Consider the following 19,082-nt stretch of genomic DNA (forward strand, 5'->3'; position numbering starts at 1 on the left):
AAATAGCCTTGACTATTTTTTTTCAAAAATGAGCTAGCTCATAGCAGTTGTTGATAAAAACTGTCAGAATAAAGGTAGTTCAAGGTTAGGAGGGGAGCGATATGACTCTCACAAAAGCAAACTTAACGGCATTAAAAGTAGAAACTCTCGCCAAACTCTATCTAGAAAGTAAGCCACCCGAAATTTCAGATCAAACCATCGCCCAACTCTGTGATTGGCTAATGGGTGAGTTCCAGCAATTGCCTTTAAATCTACAATTTTCAGATTATATGCGTTATGAAAACGCAGAAGAAATGTTTGCAGATATCAAACAAGGGCAACTTTGGGTATCCGCTGAGAGTTACGATTCTGCTGTTTATCCTAATCCTATTTTTGGATTTATTTTTCAGGGAATGCACGATTACGATCACTACTTGACAAATAGTGACTTCAGTTTGGATGGGGAAATCGCGGCTTACAACTTCGCAGCCAAACGTGCACCGAGTTTAGACATCCAAAAGATTCTCTATTCCGAAATTGTACTGCGATCGGCTGCCTATATTTATTTGGGACATACGGCTGCTCCTAAAATTGTTTTTCCCTAATCGATCGCAGAAGTAAAAGATTATGCACGAATGTCCTTCTTGTTCTTATCCATTGTTGCGGCACATTCACCACCATAAAATTTGCTGGTTTGGTTCACACTGTTGGGCAACGATGCCAGCTATTTCCGAAGTAAAAGTTACTTCAAACATTAGGATCAGAATGTCAATCCGACCTGGGATGTTACAATTAAAAGACGTTAGCTACAAGATTGGAGGTTAGCTCGCGGATGGTTGAGTTGCAATCAAATTTAGAATATGTTGTTACCGATCGCCTAAAAGTCTCTCTCGATGCGATCGCGCAATTTTGCCAGCGCTGGAACATTGTCGAGTTTGCCCTGTTTGGCTCGGTGCTGCGGGATGATTTTCGCCCTGATAGCGATGTGGATGTACTGGTGACATATGAGCCATCGCACCGCCTCACACTATCCGATCTATGGAGTATGCAGGAGCAAATAGAGCATTTATTTCACCGTTGTGTAGATTTGGTGGAAAAAAAGCAGTTAAAAAATCTCTATCGGCGATCGAACATTTTGAAAACCTATCGAGTGATTTATGCAAGCGGGCGATCGGGATAGTGCTTCACTTTGGGACATGGCGCAGGCAATCCGTCGGATTCAGGAGTTTACGGTTGATGCTTCTTGCGAGACTCCGGCTTGAAAGTGTTTTGATGCAAAGTGCCGTAGAGCGGCAGTTGGGGATTTTGGGCGAAGCCGATCGGAGAATTTCGATCGAGTTTCAGCAGTTCCATCCCGAAATTGATTGGCGAAATGCGATTAACTTACGAAATATTTTGGTTCATCGCTATGACCAAGTGAGTTCGGAAGTTATTTGGAATATTGTTACCAGTATTTTGCCTAGTTTACTGGTACAAGTAGAGGGATTATTGTCGCCGTTACCTGATGATATTTGAGCGATCGCCCACAAACAAACAAAAGATGCGCGATCGCCTCATTGCAACAGTTGCCAAATATCAGTGAGATTGCGAAATCAAATCCGAATCCTTTTTGTCCTTTGAGCGATCGACACTAAAATCTTCATAGTACGATCGCTCAGTATTCACATCCCACAAATCGTGCTTTTCCCCGAGAATATTTCTCACGGCCAGCATCCCCGTCAGCATGGAATGGTCTTGGTTGTTGTATCGGTGCATACCGTTGCGCCCGATCGTCTGCAAATTCTCAATTCCCTTCAAAAAACCTTCAAGTACCTGCAAGTGTCCTCGATATTCCCCATCATAAACTGGATAAGCTTTAAGTTGCCGTATGACAACTCCATCTTGCACATCAGAAGTTGTTGCTAACCCCAAACCAACCAACTCGCGAGTTGCTAATTCGACAAGTTCCGCGTCCGACATTTCCCAAATCTCGTCGCCTACGCTGCAGAAATATTCCATTCCCAAACAACTTTTGCTGGCGTCGGGAACTAAAGCGGCGCTCCAATTCTTAAAGTTTTGAATTCGTCCCACTTTGACTTCGGGGGAGTGAATGTAAATCCAGTTGTCAGGAAACAAATCCTTGCGATCGACTATCAGCGCTACAATCAAAAAATCTCGATACTTGAGCGATCGCGCGGCGTGCAACACCTCTTCTGGCGGCTGCGGCTTCAGCCTTGCTACCAGTGCAGATATCGGCATACTCGTAATAAAATTATCCGCCGAATATTGAACTAATTCTCCGTTATGCTCGGCAGTAATACTTTTAATTTTATTCCCTTCACGCTCGAAGCTAATCACTTTTGTATCGAGATAAACTTTGCCGTCTTTATTCTCCACAGCTTCCGCGAACTTTTCCCACATCATCCCCGGGCCCAAAGCCGGATAATCAAACTCTTTGATTAATGTTTTGGTGTCGTTGCTGCCAAACAAAGCATTAATAATTGCTGTCGTCAGGGACAATCCTTTAATCCGCTGCGCCGCCCAATCTGCTTGAATTTCCGAACAAGGAATGCCCCAAACTTTTTCAGTGTAAGTCTTAAAAAATGTTTTATACAGGCGTTCCCCAAAACGATTGATCACCCACTGTTCAAAAGTTTTTTCTTCCCTAAGCGGCCAAATTCTCACTTTCAGATAACTCAAAATAATCAGCGTACTCTCAATTATGCCCAAATTAAAGAGAGTATTGAAGGCACTGATCGGATAGTTAAAAAATTTACCTCGATAAAAAATTCGCGACAATCGCGGCACTTTAATAAACTCATTTCCCAGCACCTCTTGCCACAACTGCTGCACGGCTTCAACTTTAGTATAAAAGCGGTGGCCGCCAATGTCGAAACGATAGCCTTTGTAGGTTTCTGTGCGAGCTATTCCCCCAACTTTATCACCTTTTTCTAGTACAACAGGGATGATGCCTTGCTTGACTAGCTCGTAAGCTGCCGTCAAACCCGCAGGGCCTGCACCGACGATCGCAACAGGATAATGTTTCACTCAGCCTACCTCCAGCTTTTGAATCGAAACTCTACAGTTATTTATAACTTGTCAAAGGGATAGATGCACCCGTGAATACCCTGATAAACTATCGATCGACCTGATGTTTAAGCACAATTTGCCTTGATTTATTGAGCGGATACCGGCAAGCTAACTTTGCCAGTCACAGGCTTTTTTTGGTATAAGTAGCGACCAGTGCCGATCGCGAATGCCAGTCCGCTGTAAAAGTAGAAAAGCCAGTGCCACGGAATAGTTTTCAGGGCAAATAGGATACCGTGTTTGCGGTAAAAAAATCGGTAAAGCGGTGCATTAATTGCTACCAGCGGTATTGCCAGCAAACCAGCCAGTAGCAGAAAGCTCAGCGACCAGCACGTTCCCAAAATTGCCAGCAGGACTGCATAAGTTAAAATCACGCTGATGCGGTTTGAAACTTGCAAGTTGAGGTCGTTATTCAATTGGCGATCGCGCCAAATCAGTTCTGTCCAAGGCAGCGCTCGGTAGAAAAAGTCAGCTTTCACCATCCCCATCGGTTCCCACCGCTTTAAATGCTTCACCTGCAATGTTTTGCACAGCCGAATGTTATAACCTGCTTGTTTCAAACGGTAGCCGAACTCAATATCTTCGATCGAAGCTTGGCGGTAACTCTCATTAAAGCCGCCCATTTGCAAAAAAATTTCCCTGCGAATCACTCCGCAAGCCCCCCAAAAAGTCGAAGCTTCTTCGTTACCTGTTTGGTGCACGTAGTGGTGCAGCAAGTTCCTATACTGCGATAGAAAATCAGGATCTCCAGGATCGTCGTCGTAAGAGCCAATGAAAGCAGCTAAGTAGGGATTATTTTTGAACACCGATATCGCATAGCCCACAGCTTCTGGACAAACAGCGACATCAGCATCCACAAAAAACAGAATATCTCCCTTTGCAGCTTGGGCACCCAAATTCCTTGCCCGGGCTGGCCCCCCGCATTCGGGAATCCTGATGACTTTGGCGCCGAATTCCTTGGCCAGACGCCAGGAACCGTCGCTTTCGCCATCTGCTACTACAATAATCTCGATCGGTCTGGGCACAGCTTGAGCCAATTTTGACAAACAGGTGCGGAAGTAAGCGCCCCCGTTGTGGACTGGGATAATAACGGATACAGTGGGGTCGGCGGTAGAAATCATTACCTAAATTGTTTAAATTGCAGGGGCTAAAATTGGCGGGAATTTTATTGTTGCTACTTTACGAAGGGTAAAATCAGCTCTACTTTTTTATTTATAACTCGATTTCTGTTTGTCTTCAACTAGATTTTTTGCTGGTATTCTCGATTTGATTTTTCCCATTCTTAATCTCTATTTTACGCCATATCTTGCTGAGAGTAACCTGATTTACACAACAGCTTTACAAAATCTTTAAATATATCATTGTTTGTGTAAACTTGGGAAAAAGCCCCAGCAGCATTTTGGTGCGGTTGTGTTGCAGCGCACAAGAGTTTGATTTTATAGATAGGCACACCGTATAAAATCAAACATCGCTTATACGGAGACCCGGAAACAGTCAGGACTTGCGCGGTACAATTTCTTTTACACACCTCATCCGCCAGTGACTCCTGCACCAAGTGTCGATCGCGACTGCGGACTCCATGCACATTTTCTGACTTTTGGCAATATATTTTAAATATACGTCTTAAAATTTCCGACGCTGTACGATCGAGCTTTCGTAATTTGCTAACATACCCTTAGCTAGCTCCCTGTGAACCAAAACTTTTACCTAAACCATTTTTTATATTACATGAACACCTCCCAAAACACTTTAAATCAGCCATTAGTTTCAGTCATCATACCAGCTTTCAACGCTGAAATTTTTATTGCTAAAACCTTAGAGTCTGTCTTATCTCAAACTTATCAAAACATAGAAGTTTTAGTAGTTGATGACGGCTCTACAGATACAACAGCCGAAATCGTCCAATCTATTGCTCAAAAAGATAGCCGCGTCAGCTTATTCCAACAGTCAAATGCCGGCGTCGCCGTCGCCCGCAACCTAGCAATTGAAAAATCAAAAGGCGAATATATTGCTCCCATCGATGCCGACGATATTTGGTATCCCCAAAACCTAGAAAAACAAGTTAACTGCCTGACTTCCTCAGCACCATCTGTCGGAGTTGTCTATTCCTGGTCAGTTGATATAAATGAAAAAGACTTGCTCACAGGTGGATTTTATAACTCCACCATCCAAGGAGAAGTTTACACAGCATTAATTTATAAATATTTTATAGGCAATGCCAGCTCATCTCTAATCCGCCGCGTTTGTTTTGCAAAAGTCGGCGGTTACAACTGCAAACTTAAACTAGAAAACGCTCAAGGCTGCGAAGACTGGGAACTTCACCTCCGCATAGCCGAACATTATCAATTTAAAGTCGTGCCAGAATACTTAGTTGGCTATCGGCAGATTGCCAGCAGTATGTCTAGCAACTATGCAGCAATGGCAAAATCTCACTCTTTAATTATGGCAGATGTCCGACAGCAACATCCCGAAATTCCCAGCAGCATTTATCGCTGGTCTAGCAGCAATTTTTACATTTACTTAGCTGTTAAAAGCAACCGCAGCGGCAATCACCGGAGTACATTATCTTGGTTGTATCGAGCGTTCAAAGAAGATTTATTAATGGCACTTTTGCGCCACAATTTATATCTGCTGTCAATAGAAAGTATAATCAAAATAATAGTTACAGCGCCAACTGAATCAGGGTTAGAGTTAAAACAAGCATCAGAATCGAGTGAAGGGATGACACTCGCTAGGATTGAGACGCGGACGAAGGCTCACAGAATGTTGCCGTCGCAGGTATACGAAAGAATGCGATTCAATAGTTTAGGAAATCGAAAATCTACATAAACCCAACATTGAAAAACCCGGTTTTTTGAAGAAACCGGGCTTTTGAGGAAGCTAGAGGGCGTTTAATTCTGCCTGGTTGGTCGCTCAAGAATCAGGAAAGAGGGTTAAATAAAAAATCTAAATTTTGCATTCTTCCTTCTTACTTCTTCCTTCTTCCCTCTACTTAATCTCTCTAAGCGTGAGAAGCTGTAGGAGTTTGAGCTTTTGGCTGTTGGCCGTCTGACGCCAGGGATTCCCCTTCAATAAACGATCGCAACATCCAAGCCATTTGTTCGTGCTGTTCCATCAAACCCGTCAAAAAGTCTGCGGTTCCGTCATCGTTAAACTCTTCACCGCACTGGTGGACGTGTTGGCGGAGATTGCGAATAACTAACTCGTGGTCGTCAACTAAACGCGACACCATCTCAGTCGCTAAAGGCAAATCGCCAATATGTTCTTTAATCGAGGCATACTTTAGAAAACCCTCAGCAGTACCAATTGGATAACCGCCTAAAGCTCTCACCCGTTCTGCCATAGCATCGATATTTTCAGTTAATACCTGATAGTGTTCTTCCCACAACTGGTGGAGCGATCGAAACTGCGGGCCAACTACATCCCAGTGATACTTTTTGGTTTTGATTAACAGCAGGTAAGCATCTGACAGGTCGCGATTCAATAGTTCAATAACGCCTGCACGCTGCTCGTCAGATAGACCTATGTTTAACTTACGCATTGAAAATTCTTCCTTCAACTCTAACTTTACATTTATTAGAACAAATTACGCCAGCAACTTACATCAACCCAGAGGACGATCGAAGACGATCGCACTTTAGTAAAATATCGGCATTTCCGGTGAAATTAATCCCAATATAGATACCCTTAGATAGATGCCATGAAACTTATTGTTCAGGAGTGCCTTTGTTTGGCTAACACAGCGATGGGGCGGCAGGTGAGTCCCCGCTCAATCCCGCTATAAAAAAAGGCTGCACTCTGATTGTTAGTAAAAATCAAGGAATTCATGTCCCGGTTAACCAACAGCCCACACAATTAAGTGTGTGGGCTGCTTTAAATGGCGGCATAGGGGACTTGGAATTAAATATAACCCCAGTTATCCTAGAAGGCTAGGAAACAGATTTTCTGACATCAGCGGTGCTGACCTCTGTGTGATTGGGATGCTAGAAATTATATTGAGTCAAACCGTTAAATCGACGTTCCAGGATGCTACCAAGAAACAGACGGGCATCGCCGTGGAAACTTTAGGGCAAAACTGGCGGAAGACCCCGATCGAATACAGCCGTGAAACCCTTCGTCCCATCTAGTAGACCGCCGGGAGAACCTGTTTGCTCGCTTCACCTTCAGGAACACTTGCTGCTGTGACCACCACAGCACGCTTGCCGAAGGTATCAACGGCAGTGTAGCGTTTTCGGCCCCATGAAGGCTTTGTCAAACCCGACACTCGGATGAACCATCGTTGCAATGGCAACTGTTTAAACCAGGTTTTTAGCGGATGGCCCATCCAGGACATATAAAAAAGCAGTCCTCAGTGTTTGCCCAAAGGAGGAGATCGAGTGCATTACACTTTGTGCTATGTGGGGAATACGGGGTAAAGTAGCGGTAGAAAAGATTTATCCATACTTTTACTAACTGTGCTACTTTCATTGTTAGCTGTAAACCATCATGCGGGAAATCTGCCAGAGCGTGGAAACCATATTTCAACTGCTGTTAGACGAACTCAAAAAGTCCACTCGCGCGTCTGAGCAGAACTGCCAAGATGTAGCAGGGCGACTGGCAGCAGAAGTCAACAGGATATGCACTGAAAGCCAGCGGATTCAAGCCTCCGGAGATATAGAAGGTTCAGCCCAGAGCCTCGCTCAGCACCGCTTGCAACAATGCCTCCACTATTACAATTTAGGCTCCGGGCCCGGGCGAGTAGAATTGCACAGTACCCTCAGCGCGATCGTCTATCGCTACATCACCCCTCCGCAGGTGCAGTCTAGCTATCAGGGGCGAGTAGAACTGATCAAAGATTTTTTGCAAGGATTTTATCTCGAAGCTTTAAAGGCATTCCGGCGCGAAACCCAACTGCCACCTACCTACAGTCCCCGCACTCGCTTAGAACTAGCAGAGTACATGGCCTTTGTAGAGCGCTTCGGCAAGCGGCGCATTCCTTTACCTCGGAACCGCAGCCAGCAACTAATTATTTTACGGGCCCAAACCTTTTCCCAGCAGCAGCCCAAAGAAACCTCCGTAGATATGGAACAAGCCGCCGACGGAGGGGCTTCAGATTCCGACCAAACTTGGAACGACACCTCGGTGCACTCGGTGCGGGAAGCGATGGCCGGACAGGGTTCGGCGGCAATTCGTCCCCCAGGCGACGAGTCAGAATCTCTGCGGCAAAACGTGATTGACGAATTAGTGGGTTACTTGAAAGAGCGCAACCAACAAGACTGCGCCGATTACTTCGTGCTCCGCTTGCAAGACTTACCGACTAATGAAATAGAGTCGCTTCTGGGAATAACTCCCCGCCAAAGAGACTATTTGCAGCAGCGCTTCAAGTACCATTTGCTCAGGTTTGCCATGTCGCACCGCTGGGAACTCGTTCACCAGTGGCTGGAAGCAGACTTAGACCGCAATTTGGGTTTGCTGCCTTCTCAGTGGCAGGCTTTTGGCGAGCAAATTGGCCCAGAGGGACAGCGTTTGCTAAAGTTGAAACAACAGGGTCTGTCAGAGTCAGCGATCGCCCAAACCCTGGGCAGCACGGTAGCCCAGGTACAGAAGCGGTGGTTTAAATTGCTGGAACTTGCGTGGGAATTGCGAAATCGTTCAGATTCCGGAGAAGGGGCATCTAGTGATGAATAACGAAACGAACAGGGATGCAGAGGCTTTCGATCGCCATTTTTTAGACTGGATATTGCAGGGGCCGATCGCGAATACCTCTAACGAAGATGAGGAAAACCTCAATCCATCCCCTCGCTCAGAAGAGTGGGGCGACACAGAAGACAATTCCGGGGTGGAATACTGGGAATGGGACGAACCAGACCCGCTGGACTATCAAGTGGGGGCGCACAGCAATGCACCCGCACAACCGCTGACAATTGGAGAAATACCGACCGTGCAAGACCGTTTTCAGACCTTGTTAAAAGAAAGGCTTAGAGCCGAAATAGAATCTAACCCGCCACTGTTCCCCTGGGAAACAGAATTCAAAAGCTACGACCACGATTACCCAGACGATGTAGCCCCCAAATGGGTTCCTCCCCTACACATCTGGACTCCCCAACTACAAAATATCAGGTGGGGCCGCCTGCCAATTCCGATCGCCCAAGGGGTTTTTGCTCAACTGCTAGAACCTTGTCAGGAACTGGTAATGTCGTCGCTGCGGCAAGGCTCGAAGTTAGTTCGCGCTGTAGATGGCTTATTTCCGGGCCAGTCTCAGGAACTCAACGAGTTAGCTGGTTTAGTGCTCCGAGGTTCTTTGCGGGGACTTCTAGATTTAGAAGATTTCCCGAATTACGAAGCAGCGAGTACCGATCAACAAATGGTGCTGTCGCTGTTGGCCGCCAAGGAAATCATTGAGTCTCTAACTTTGGATTGTCCTGTGAATCAGCCGCCTGTTTCGCGGGAGTGGCTGACTGGTTTGGGTGCGCTGACTCTGGAGGCTCAATACCTGTCGAACCGCAACAGAGAACAGCCAATGCCGTGTTTAAGAGTTGAGTGCCAATTTCCGGGGGCAGGAAGTTTGGAACTCAAGGGAGGAGATGCCGAAGCAACTGCACAGCGTCCGAATTCCGGGCATTTAAGTGTGGAGTTGTTTGACCCGCAACCTAACAAGACTTATGCCCTAGAAGTTCGATTCCAAAACTTCGAGACCAGACCTTTGATGTTTGCTATTCGTCCAATTTTAAGCGGACCAGATAGCAACTAGAAAGGTTTAATTAGAGTAAATAATTTAGGTTTTTACTCTCTGGTTTGACCTCACACACAAACAGATTCAATCCCTCGACTTCTGTCGTCGTGGAAAGCAAAAAAAGTTAGATATTAGTTCAATCCCCAGATTAATCTGTGGATTCAATCTAAAATCTAATGACCGAGAAATAAGATTTAGATCTTAGTGAAAACCCAGATTCATCTGTGGAGTCAATCTAAAATCTAAAATCTAAAATCGTTTGACAGAGAAATAAGATTTAGATCTTAGTGAAAACCCAGATTCATCTGTGGAGTCAATCTAAAATCTAAAATCTAAAATCTAAAATCGTTGGATGGGTGCACATGACAACTGATAACCTGCGAAATATACCTGTTTTGGGTAAGCTGTGGGAGCAGATTGAGGCCATGCCTCCGCCGGTGATTGAGGATTCTTTACTGCTGCGAATCCTAGTTCAGTTGTTGGTAATTGTGGGAATTGTAGCTACTGACGTTGCTGCTGAAGAAGCCCAGAACCTGTGGGCTGTGCCTGTTAGTATTGTGGGAGCAACTTGGAGTTGGTACCGCCGCCGCGATCGCAATGTAGCTGCTAAGTTCTGCATAGCTATTGGAATGCTGGTGGCGCTGTTCGCTTTTTTTAGCCGCTTGGTGGGAGAATTGAACGATACGCGGTTAGTTTTGGCGCAACTGTTAATCCAACTTCAAGTGCTGCACAGTTTCGATTTGCCCCGCCGCAAGGATTTGGGCTATTCGATGGTAATCGGGCTAATTTTGTTAGGGGTAGCAGCGACTCTCAGCCAAACCTTGACTTTTGGGCCGCTGTTGTTGGTGTTTTTGGCTTTAGCGCTTCCGACTTTGGTTTTGGATTATCGATCGCGCTTGGGATTTTTGAAGCCAGAAGCCATTGGCGAAAAAGCACAAGGTAAAGGGAAAAATGAAAGCCTGTCGCTATTTGCTGCTACTTTATCCCCAAAGTATTTTGCTTGGCTGCTGCTGATAACTGTCGGGTTGGGGCTGACTATTTTTGCGTTTTTGCCGCGCCTCCCAGGCTATCAGTTGCGGACTTTTCCGGTGAGTGCTCCTATTCAATATCAGGGGGAGTTTGACTCGCGCAGCATTCTGAATCCTGGGTATGTTAGAGGCGGAAATCAAAAAGGGACTGGCGGAGGAAGGGGGAGAAACCCTGACAAAGGGCCAGGAGAGGTAGACTCTACTTTTTATTACGGTTTCAACCAGCGCATCAATCAAAATTTGCGGGGGGAAATGAAACCCCAGGTGGTGATGCGGGTGCGATCGCAGGCTGCGGGTTTTTGGCGGGTGTTGGGCTTCGACAAATACACCGGTCAGGGTTGGGAAATTTCTCGCAACGAACAAGCTCAAACGGTGAATCGACCTAGGTGGTCTTATCAATTTTATTTGAATCCGTTTCCCAATGCGCCTCGGACTCAAGAGGTGATTCAAAGTTATACTATTGTTGCTCAGTTGCCGAATTTGATTCCAGCTTTAAACAAGCCGAGGGAACTTTATTTTCCGACGACAGAGGTGGCAGTTGATGCGGAGGGAGGTTTGCGATCGCCTGTGGAATTGGCGGATGGTTTGACTTATACGGTGATTTCTCATGTGCCATTTCGCGATCGCTCTTTGTTGGGTAAAACTGGTACTAATTACCCGAAAAACATTCGCAACTTCTATTTGGATGTGCCGCCGGAAATTGCCCAGAAGGTACGAGAAAAAACTGAAGAAATATTGGCGGCAAGAACTAGAGTATCTAAGTCGGACAGACCGATCGATTCTCCTTACGAAAAAGCTTTGTACTTAGCTCAATATTTAAAGCAAAATCCGAATTACAAAATAGAAAAAGCTTTGCCTTACTTAGAAGAAGGTGAAGATTTAGTCGAGGGTTTTCTGTTTGGCTATAAAAACACCCAGGGCGGTAAAAAGGTGACAGGTGGATATCCAGACCACTTTTCGACGGTATTGACCATTATGCTGAGGTCGATCGGGATTCCGGCGCGGCTGGCGGGCGGTTTCGATACGGGAGAATTTAACCCGTTTACTGGTTACTATGTTGTGAAAAATACCGATGCTTTCTTGATGACGGAGGTATATTTTCCCAATCACGGCTGGTTTGGTTTTAATCCGATTCCCGGTTATCCGCTGATTCCGGCTTCGGTGGAAGACAACCAGACTTTTAGTGCGATCGAATCGTTTTGGAAGTGGATCGCGGGTTGGCTACCGACTCCTCTCAGAAGCGGGCTGGATTCAGTTATAGGTTTTGTAATTGGCTGGATAAGTTTGATTGTGGGCTGGTTTCTGGGACAGTTTGCTAAGGGTTGGGTGGGGTTATTTACTGGTTTGATTGCTGCGATCGCCTTTGGCTTTATGGGCTGGTTAATTTGGCAAGTGTGGCGCAAGTGGCGCCACCGCCGCTGGCTGGCGAAGTTGCCGCCGGTGGAGGGGGTTTATCAGGAAATGCTGAAGGATTTGGCGAGTAGGGGATTTGCCAAGCAGAAAGCTCAAACGCCTTTGGAGTATGCTGAGGCTATGCGCGGTAATCATCCCACTGATGAAGCTGAGGTGATTGATGAAGTTTCGCAAGCTTACGTGCGGTGGAAGTATGGCGGGGAAGCGGGTAATTTGAACCAGTTGCGGCAGTTGGTGGAAAATTTGAGGCGATCGCACTTGAAGAAACTCAAAAAGCGCTGGTTTTAGGCGATACCATTTTAGCTAAGATACAGCTTTCCCTAAAATTAGTCTAAAAAAGGCTAGTTTATCATGATAGTCTATTTTGAGAGAATTCTGCATCGCGGGAGATCGCTCTGTCCATAAAGCAAGTACCGGAGAATACGATGAGTCAAGTTGTCATTGAAAATCCCATCATCAACTCCGCTTTCTCCGAGCCAAAGCGTCACTTTCGCTTTGACGATGACGGTATTACTGATGAACAAGTCCCATCCCGTCGCATCAGCCATTATTTTATTCCTATTGCCCAACCGAAGAAGAAAAGTAAGCAGTTTCAGCAACTAGAACTAAATCTGGGTGAATGGACACAAGATCGCGTAGAGGAGAACAAGTTTATTAACCAAGTGCGCGATCGTGTTAGCTTGTGGAGACGCGGAGGATATCTCTACGTTACCCCTACTACTAAAAAATTATTGGAATATTGGACTAACCCCGATCGCGAACGTAAACTATATTTCTGTCAAATTGAAGCTTTAGAAACAGTTATTTATATTACAGAAGTAGCTAAAAAGTGCGGCGATAACTGGATTGAAAATCAACTGCGACAATTTAATGCGGATGCTAACCCGCTATTGTTTCGCATGGCTTGTAAAATGGCCACAGGAAGCGGCAAGACAGTAGTAATTTCAATGCTGATGGCATGGCATACTCTTAATAAAGTTGCTAATCCTCAGAATAATAAATTTAGCGATGCTTTTTTGGTAGTAACGCCGGGAATTACGGTGCGCGATCGCCTGCGGGTACTCCAACCCAATGATACCGAAAATTACTATAAAAAACTTGACTTAGTACCACCGGAGTTAATGCCGGAGTTGGATAAAGCTAAGATTGTTATTACCAACTATCACGCTTTTAAACTGCGAGAACTCAATTCCGCCGCCAAGTTAACTAAAGATATTCTCACTCAAGGACAAAAAAGCGCTTTTACTGAAACTCCCGACCAAATGGTACGGCGAGTTTGTAAAGATTTGGGTAATAAGAAAAACATTATCGTAATTAATGATGAAGCTCACCACTGTTACCGCCGTCGCGTTGGTGATGATAATATCAAGCTGAAAGGCGACGATCGGAAAGAAGCGGAAAAACGAAACGAGGAGGCACATCTTTGGATTTCAGGTATTGAAGCTGTACAGTCCAAAATTGGGGTCAAAATGGTTTATGACTTATCAGCTACACCGTTCTTTTTAAAAGGTTCTGGTTATCCAGAAGGCAATCTATTTCCTTGGGTAGTTTCTGACTTTTCTCTAATTGATGCGATTGAATCTGGGATTGTCAAAATTCCTCGCGTTCCGGTATCTGATGATAATGTGACAGGGGAACTGCCTGCTTATCGCAGTATTTGGCCCTTAATTCGCGACGATCTCCCTAAGAAAGGGCGCAATACCCAGGATGAAAGTAAGTCATCCCCAGAACCAAAACTCCCTGGACTATTAGAGGGAGCCTTAGACAGTCTGTATAGTAACTACAAAAAAGCTTTTGAATTATGGGAACAAGACACAGAAGCTCAGGATAGAGGACGGACACCGCCTGTATTCATCGTTGTCTGTAACAATACCAACGTCTCTAAACTGGTTTATGACTATATTGCTGGCTGGGACACTGGCAAAAAATATCCTGATAGCAGACCTGTTTTAAGTCCAGGTAAACTGCCACTATTTAGTAATGTCCAAGACGGGAAGTGGACAGCCAGACCGAATACGATTCTGGTAGATAGCGAACAACTAGAATCAGGTGAAGCAATGAGTGCTGAATTTAAAAAAATAGCAGCACAGGAAATAGAAGAATTTAAAGCTGAATATCGAGAGAGATATCCAGGGAAAGATCCCGAAAAAATCACGCCTGAAGAGTTATTGCGTGAGGTCTTAAATACAGTTGGAAAGCCGGGAAAGCTGGGCGAACAAATTCGCTGTGTTGTCTCTGTTTCCATGCTGACTGAGGGATGGGATGCCAGTACCGTCACCCACATTTTAGGGTTAAGAGCTTTTGGCACTCAGTTGTTATGCGAGCAAGTTGTCGGACGGGGACTGCGGCGAATTAACTATGCAGTGAATAAGGAGGGAAAATACGAACCGGAGTATGCCGAAGTTTACGGTATTCCCTTTGCTTTTATCCCCTGTGCGGGTTCAAATAAAACGCCCAAGCGGGGGGCGCTGCCTACCCGCGTTCGGGCTTTGCCAGAACGAAGTGAATGTGAAATTACTTTTCCTCGGTTGACGGGTTATCGTTATGACATCACTAGGGGAAAACTCACGGCTAATTTTACTGATGTTTCTCAATACGTTCTCTCTACTGCTGACTTACCAACGGTGACAGTAAACGCTCCCATTGTTGGCCAATCGAGTATTCATACATTAGATGAGTTAAAATCTCACCGAGAGCAGGAAGTAGCTTTTCTGTTGGCAAAGATGACTTTAGAAAAATATTTCCGAGGGGATGGGAGTCAAAAACAAGAAAAAACTACCCAACATTTTTTTGATGCAGATGTACAAGCTTGGTTATTTCCTGAAGTTTTACAAATCACTAAACAGTGGCTAAGAGAGTGTGTCAGTTACAAAGACCATACCTATCCTCAGTTGCTAATGTTGACTGAGTTTGCCCACGATGCTACAGACAGGATTTATCAAGCTATTGCAGCAGGAGAATCTCATAAGTCTTTAAAACCCATTCTCCGTCCCTATGATACTTTTGGTTCGACTCGCTATGTAGATTTTGATACGGCACGTCTAGTTTATACCACGGACTATAATAAATGTCATGTTTCCCATGTGGTACTGGATAGCAATTGGGAAGCTAAGATGGTGGAATCCTTAGAACAAATGAATGAGGTTGTCTGCTATGTCAAGAATCAAAATTTAGGGTTTGCAATTCCCTATACTTTGAATGGAGAACAGAAAAATTACTTGCCTGATTTTATTGTGCGAATTAATGACGGGCAAGAAGATTTACTCAATTTAATTTTGGAAGTTTCGGGGGAAGCAAGAAAGGACAAAGCTGCTAAGGTAGCTACTGCTAGAACTCTTTGGATACCAGCCGTAAAAAATCACGGTGGGTTAGGGCGTTGGGATTTCTTAGAAATAACCGATCCCTGGGATGCACAAAAATCTATTCGGATGTATTTGTCTAAGCAGACAGCAGAAACTGATACAAATCGGAGTACAATTCAAAAAACCCCTGGTGTCTGTGGAGGTAACGCTAGGATACGCAATACACGCATTCCTGTCTGGACAATTATTTCTTTTTACAAGCTGGGTGCTTCTGATGATGAAATACTAAGGAATTATCCGGGGTTGACTCCAGAGGATTTAAAAGTAGTTTTGTCGTACTATGAACAGCACCAATATGAAATTGATCGGGTAATTCTCGCTCAGGATGATGATGATAGCTAGGCTCTATTCTAACGAAAATTTCCCCCTAGATATCGTCAACAAATTGCGTTGTCTCGGACATGATGTTTTAACATCCTATGACGCAGGGCAAGCTAATCAAGGAATTCCCGATGATGATGTACTTAGGTTTGCTCATCGACAAGAGCGAGTTATGATTACGCTCAATAGGAAGGATTTTATTGAACTACATAAGTGTGGACAAGAACATAGTGGAATTATCCTCTGTAAAGAATGCCAAGGAAATTTTGATTATGAACAGCAAGCTTTTAAAATTCACGAGTTAATTTTAGAAAATAGCAAATTAAAGTCACGATTATTTCGAGTCAAAAAAAGCAATGTTAAAGGCTGTAACACTCAAATATTTATTTATAAGGAAGTAACTCATGCCTAGAAAAAAAGATGACAAATCTACACCTATTGATAGTGTTAAACACCAAGATAAACGGGCTAATATTCCGACTGAAGAGTTGCGTGATTTTATGGCTGATGACGAGAAAAAACCTCAAAAAGTTCTTTACCCCCGCGATTCATCTTTAGACCCGCAGTTGGTCTGGAAGGGGAAAGATGAGCAGGACAGTCAAGATTTAGAAGTTCCGGCTGTGCCGATTTATATTCAAGAGAAAATACACCCCTCCGTGATAATTGAGGATTTTCGGACTCAGGTTAAGAAGGAACAACCACAGCAGCAATTAAGTTTATTTAGTGATTTTAATGGGTTAGACTTTGACCAATTAATTGATTTTTATCAACATCAAGATGGGGTGAAGTGGGCTAACCGGATGATTCTGGGTGATTCGCTGTTGGTGATGAATTCATTGGCAGAGAAGGAAGGGTTAAAAGGTAAAGTTCAGATGATTTATCTTGACCCGCCCTATGGGATTAAATTTGGTTCTAATTGGCAGGTTTCGACTCGGAAACGAGATGTTAAAGATGGTAAGGCGGAAGAGGTAACAAGACAGCCGGAACAGGTAAAAGCTTTTCGGGATACTTGGGAGTTAGGGATTCATTCTTATTTAGCATATTTAAGGGATAGGTTGGTTGTAGCCAGAGAGTTATTGACTGGAACAGGTAGTGTTTTTGTGCAAATTGGTGATGAGAATGTACATTTAGTTAGATGTTTGATGGATGAAGTTTTTGGGAGTGAGAATTTTTGTGGGTTAATTACCTTTCAAACAACAACAGGACAAAGTTCAACATTGTTAGCATCAACATCTGACTATATTATCTGGTATGGCAAAAAAAAATCAAAAGTTAAGTACAGAAATACTTTTTGGCGCAAAGGTAAGACAGACATTACATCAAGTGATTGGGTTGAAAGTCAAGATGGTATAGCTCGTAAAGCATTTGCTGAAGAAATTGATAACCATGCTTTTTTACCTATTAATACTAAAATATTTCGTTCGGACAATTTAACATCTGATGGCTTAGGTCAAAACACAACAGTTAATTTTGAGTATAAAGGGCAAATATTTCACCCTGGAAAAAATCACTGGAAAACTGTTCCAGAAGGATTAAGAATGCTTGAGAAAGCGAATCGTTTATTGGTTGTAGGTAAAACACTTTGTTATAAACGTTATCGAGATGATTTTCCTGTTTCTCCCATAGCAGAAGTTTGGGATGATACTAGGCTAAGTACATTCTCATCAGAAAAATTTTATGTAGTTCAAACTAACACTAAAGTTATTCAGCGTTGCCTTTTAATGACCACAGATCCAGGTGACTTAGTAATAGATCCAACTTGCGGATCAGGAACTACAGCCTATGTTGCTGAACAATGGGGTAGACGCTGGATTACTATTGATACTAGCCGCGTTGCCTTAGCACTAGCTAGAACTCGCCTCATGTCTGCTAAATATCCCTATTACTTACTAGCAGACTCTCCTGAAGGTATCCAGAAAGAAGCCGAAATCACCAAACAACTGCCACCAACACAACCTAAGACAGAAAATGAGATCAAAAAAGGCTTCGTTTACAAGCGTGTTCCTCATGTTACATTGAAAGCGATCGCCAATAACCCAGAAATTGATACTATTCACGCCAAATGGCAATTACAACTAGAAACAATTCGCACTCAATTAAACCAGTTGCTCAAAAAGTCCTGGGAAGAATGGGAAATCCCCCGCGAACCGGAAACAAAATGGTCTGATGAAGCTAAAGATTTATTAACTCAATGGTGGAAACTCAGACAACAACGGCAGAAAGAAATCGACGAATCTATTGCCCGTAATGCAGATACGGAACTGCTTTACGACCAACCTTATGAAGACAATAAACGCATTCGAGTAACTGGCCCGTTTACAGTTGAAAGTCTTTCACCTCACCGCATCCTCTCTACCGATGAAGAACGCCCTGCTTCTGAAAATGAAGGGATAGCCCAAGCATCAGATCAATTTGAAAACAGAATTATTGACAACCTCAAAAAAGCAGGAGTACAAAATACTTTTAAAAATGAACGCCTCAAATTTGAATACTTAGAACCTTATGCGGGTACTTACATTCATGCTGTAGGCGAGTACACAGAAGGTGACGAAACCGTTAAGCGAGTTGCTATCCACATCGGGCCAGAATACGGCACGGTTAGCGTCGATGACATCAAAGAAGCGGCCAAAGAAGCTGTAAAAGGCTTAGGACACAATGTATTAATTGTTTGCGGTTTTGCCTTTGAACCTAATGTCAATGAAGAATCTAAACGCTATGGCAAGCTGCAAGTTTTAATCACTCGCATGAATGCTGACTTGTTACTAGGCGATGAACTGCTCAAGAAAACAGGTGCAGGCAACTTATTTATGGTATTTGGAGAACCAGATATTGAGTTAAAACGCGAAAATGGTCAGCTAGTAGTCACCTTAAAAGGATTAGATATTTACGATCCCACTACAGGCGAAATTCGCAGCACTTCCCCCAACGATATTGCTTGTTGGTTTATTGACACCGATTACAATGAGGAAAGCTTTTTTGTGCGCCATGCCTATTTTACAGGCGCTAACCAACCTTATGACAAATTAAAACGTGCCCTAAAAGCAGAAATTGATGAAGATGCCTGGAGTCAGATTTACTCGACTAGCAGCCGTCCTTTCAATCCACCAAAAGGCAAGAATGGCAAACCAGGGAAGATTGCTGTTAAGGTCATCAACCACTACGGGGATGAAGTGATGAAAGTGTATGAATGTTAGGTTTACC

The 19,082-nt window shown here is 44.0% G+C and carries 14 protein-coding genes; 11 read left to right on the top strand and 3 right to left on the bottom strand.

Annotation, left to right across the window (positions count from 1 at the left end):
- Window positions 1-101: 101 nt before the first annotated feature.
- From OSC7112_RS21460 to OSC7112_RS21470, 3 genes are all read left to right on the top strand, one after another.
- Window positions 102-584: a hypothetical protein gene (locus tag OSC7112_RS21460; RefSeq protein WP_015177871.1), complete on the top strand. Its 483-nt coding sequence runs from the start codon at window positions 102-104 to the stop codon at window positions 582-584.
- 227 nt (window positions 585-811) lie between these two features.
- Window positions 812-1,159 (top strand): nucleotidyltransferase family protein, encoded by a 348-nt coding sequence (locus OSC7112_RS21465; RefSeq protein WP_015177872.1) that lies wholly within the window; start codon window positions 812-814, stop codon window positions 1,157-1,159.
- A 56-nt stretch (window positions 1,160-1,215) separates the two neighbouring features.
- Entirely contained in the window at window positions 1,216-1,494 is a 279-nt protein-coding gene (locus OSC7112_RS21470) for a HepT-like ribonuclease domain-containing protein (protein ID WP_223300662.1), read from the top strand.
- A gap of 60 nt (window positions 1,495-1,554) precedes the next feature.
- Here OSC7112_RS21470 and OSC7112_RS21475 read toward each other — a convergent pair whose 3' ends face one another.
- Together OSC7112_RS21475 and OSC7112_RS21480 are read right to left on the bottom strand one after the other, a co-directional pair.
- The gene (locus tag OSC7112_RS21475; RefSeq protein WP_015177873.1) at window positions 1,555-3,006 is read right to left on the bottom strand and encodes an NAD(P)/FAD-dependent oxidoreductase; all 1,452 of its coding nucleotides are present in this window, start codon (window positions 3,004-3,006) and stop codon (window positions 1,555-1,557) included.
- A 128-nt stretch (window positions 3,007-3,134) separates the two neighbouring features.
- Window positions 3,135-4,166 (bottom strand): glycosyltransferase family 2 protein, encoded by a 1,032-nt coding sequence (locus OSC7112_RS21480; RefSeq protein ID WP_015177874.1) that lies wholly within the window; start codon window positions 4,164-4,166, stop codon window positions 3,135-3,137.
- Between the two features lie 607 nt (window positions 4,167-4,773).
- On the opposite strand from OSC7112_RS21480, the gene OSC7112_RS21490 reads away from it, so the two are divergent.
- Window positions 4,774-5,874, top strand: coding sequence for a glycosyltransferase family 2 protein (locus OSC7112_RS21490; RefSeq protein WP_015177876.1), 1,101 nt, complete (start codon window positions 4,774-4,776; stop codon window positions 5,872-5,874).
- Between the two features lie 172 nt (window positions 5,875-6,046).
- On the opposite strand, the gene OSC7112_RS21495 is transcribed toward OSC7112_RS21490, so the two are convergent.
- A complete protein-coding gene (locus OSC7112_RS21495) occupies window positions 6,047-6,586 on the bottom strand; it encodes a Dps family protein (RefSeq protein WP_015177877.1) in 540 nt (179 codons plus the stop codon).
- Window positions 6,587-7,025: 439 nt separating this feature from the next.
- Between OSC7112_RS21495 and OSC7112_RS40070 the strand changes: the two genes are divergently transcribed.
- From OSC7112_RS40070 to OSC7112_RS21535, 7 genes are all read left to right on the top strand, one after another.
- On the top strand, window positions 7,026-7,172 hold the full coding sequence (locus OSC7112_RS40070) for a hypothetical protein (protein ID WP_190274250.1): 147 nt from the start codon (window positions 7,026-7,028) through the stop codon (window positions 7,170-7,172).
- A 358-nt stretch (window positions 7,173-7,530) separates the two neighbouring features.
- Window positions 7,531-8,712, top strand: coding sequence for a heterocyst differentiation protein HetZ (hetZ, locus tag OSC7112_RS21510; protein ID WP_015177879.1), 1,182 nt, complete (start codon window positions 7,531-7,533; stop codon window positions 8,710-8,712).
- The gene (locus OSC7112_RS21515; protein WP_015177880.1) at window positions 8,705-9,775 is read left to right on the top strand and encodes a hypothetical protein; all 1,071 of its coding nucleotides are present in this window, start codon (window positions 8,705-8,707) and stop codon (window positions 9,773-9,775) included. Before hetZ ends, OSC7112_RS21515 begins: the two co-directional genes overlap by 8 nt.
- 344 nt (window positions 9,776-10,119) lie before the next feature.
- Window positions 10,120-12,486 carry a transglutaminase TgpA family protein gene (locus tag OSC7112_RS21520; protein WP_015177881.1) on the top strand — a complete coding sequence of 789 codons (2,367 nt, stop codon included), beginning with the start codon at window positions 10,120-10,122 and terminating at the stop codon, window positions 12,484-12,486.
- A 137-nt stretch (window positions 12,487-12,623) separates the two neighbouring features.
- The gene (locus OSC7112_RS21525) at window positions 12,624-15,902 is read left to right on the top strand and encodes a BPTD_3080 family restriction endonuclease (RefSeq protein WP_015177882.1); all 3,279 of its coding nucleotides are present in this window, start codon (window positions 12,624-12,626) and stop codon (window positions 15,900-15,902) included.
- Window positions 15,886-16,293 (top strand): DUF5615 family PIN-like protein, encoded by a 408-nt coding sequence (locus tag OSC7112_RS21530; protein ID WP_190274251.1) that lies wholly within the window; start codon window positions 15,886-15,888, stop codon window positions 16,291-16,293. The genes OSC7112_RS21525 and OSC7112_RS21530 overlap by 17 nt, the downstream gene beginning before the upstream one ends.
- Window positions 16,286-19,075, top strand: coding sequence for a site-specific DNA-methyltransferase (locus OSC7112_RS21535; protein ID WP_015177884.1), 2,790 nt, complete (start codon window positions 16,286-16,288; stop codon window positions 19,073-19,075). The genes OSC7112_RS21530 and OSC7112_RS21535 overlap by 8 nt, the downstream gene beginning before the upstream one ends.
- Window positions 19,076-19,082 lie beyond the last annotated feature (7 nt).

The organism is Oscillatoria nigro-viridis PCC 7112, from assembly GCF_000317475.1.
Lineage (GTDB): Bacteria > Cyanobacteriota > Cyanobacteriia > Cyanobacteriales > Microcoleaceae > Microcoleus > Microcoleus nigroviridis.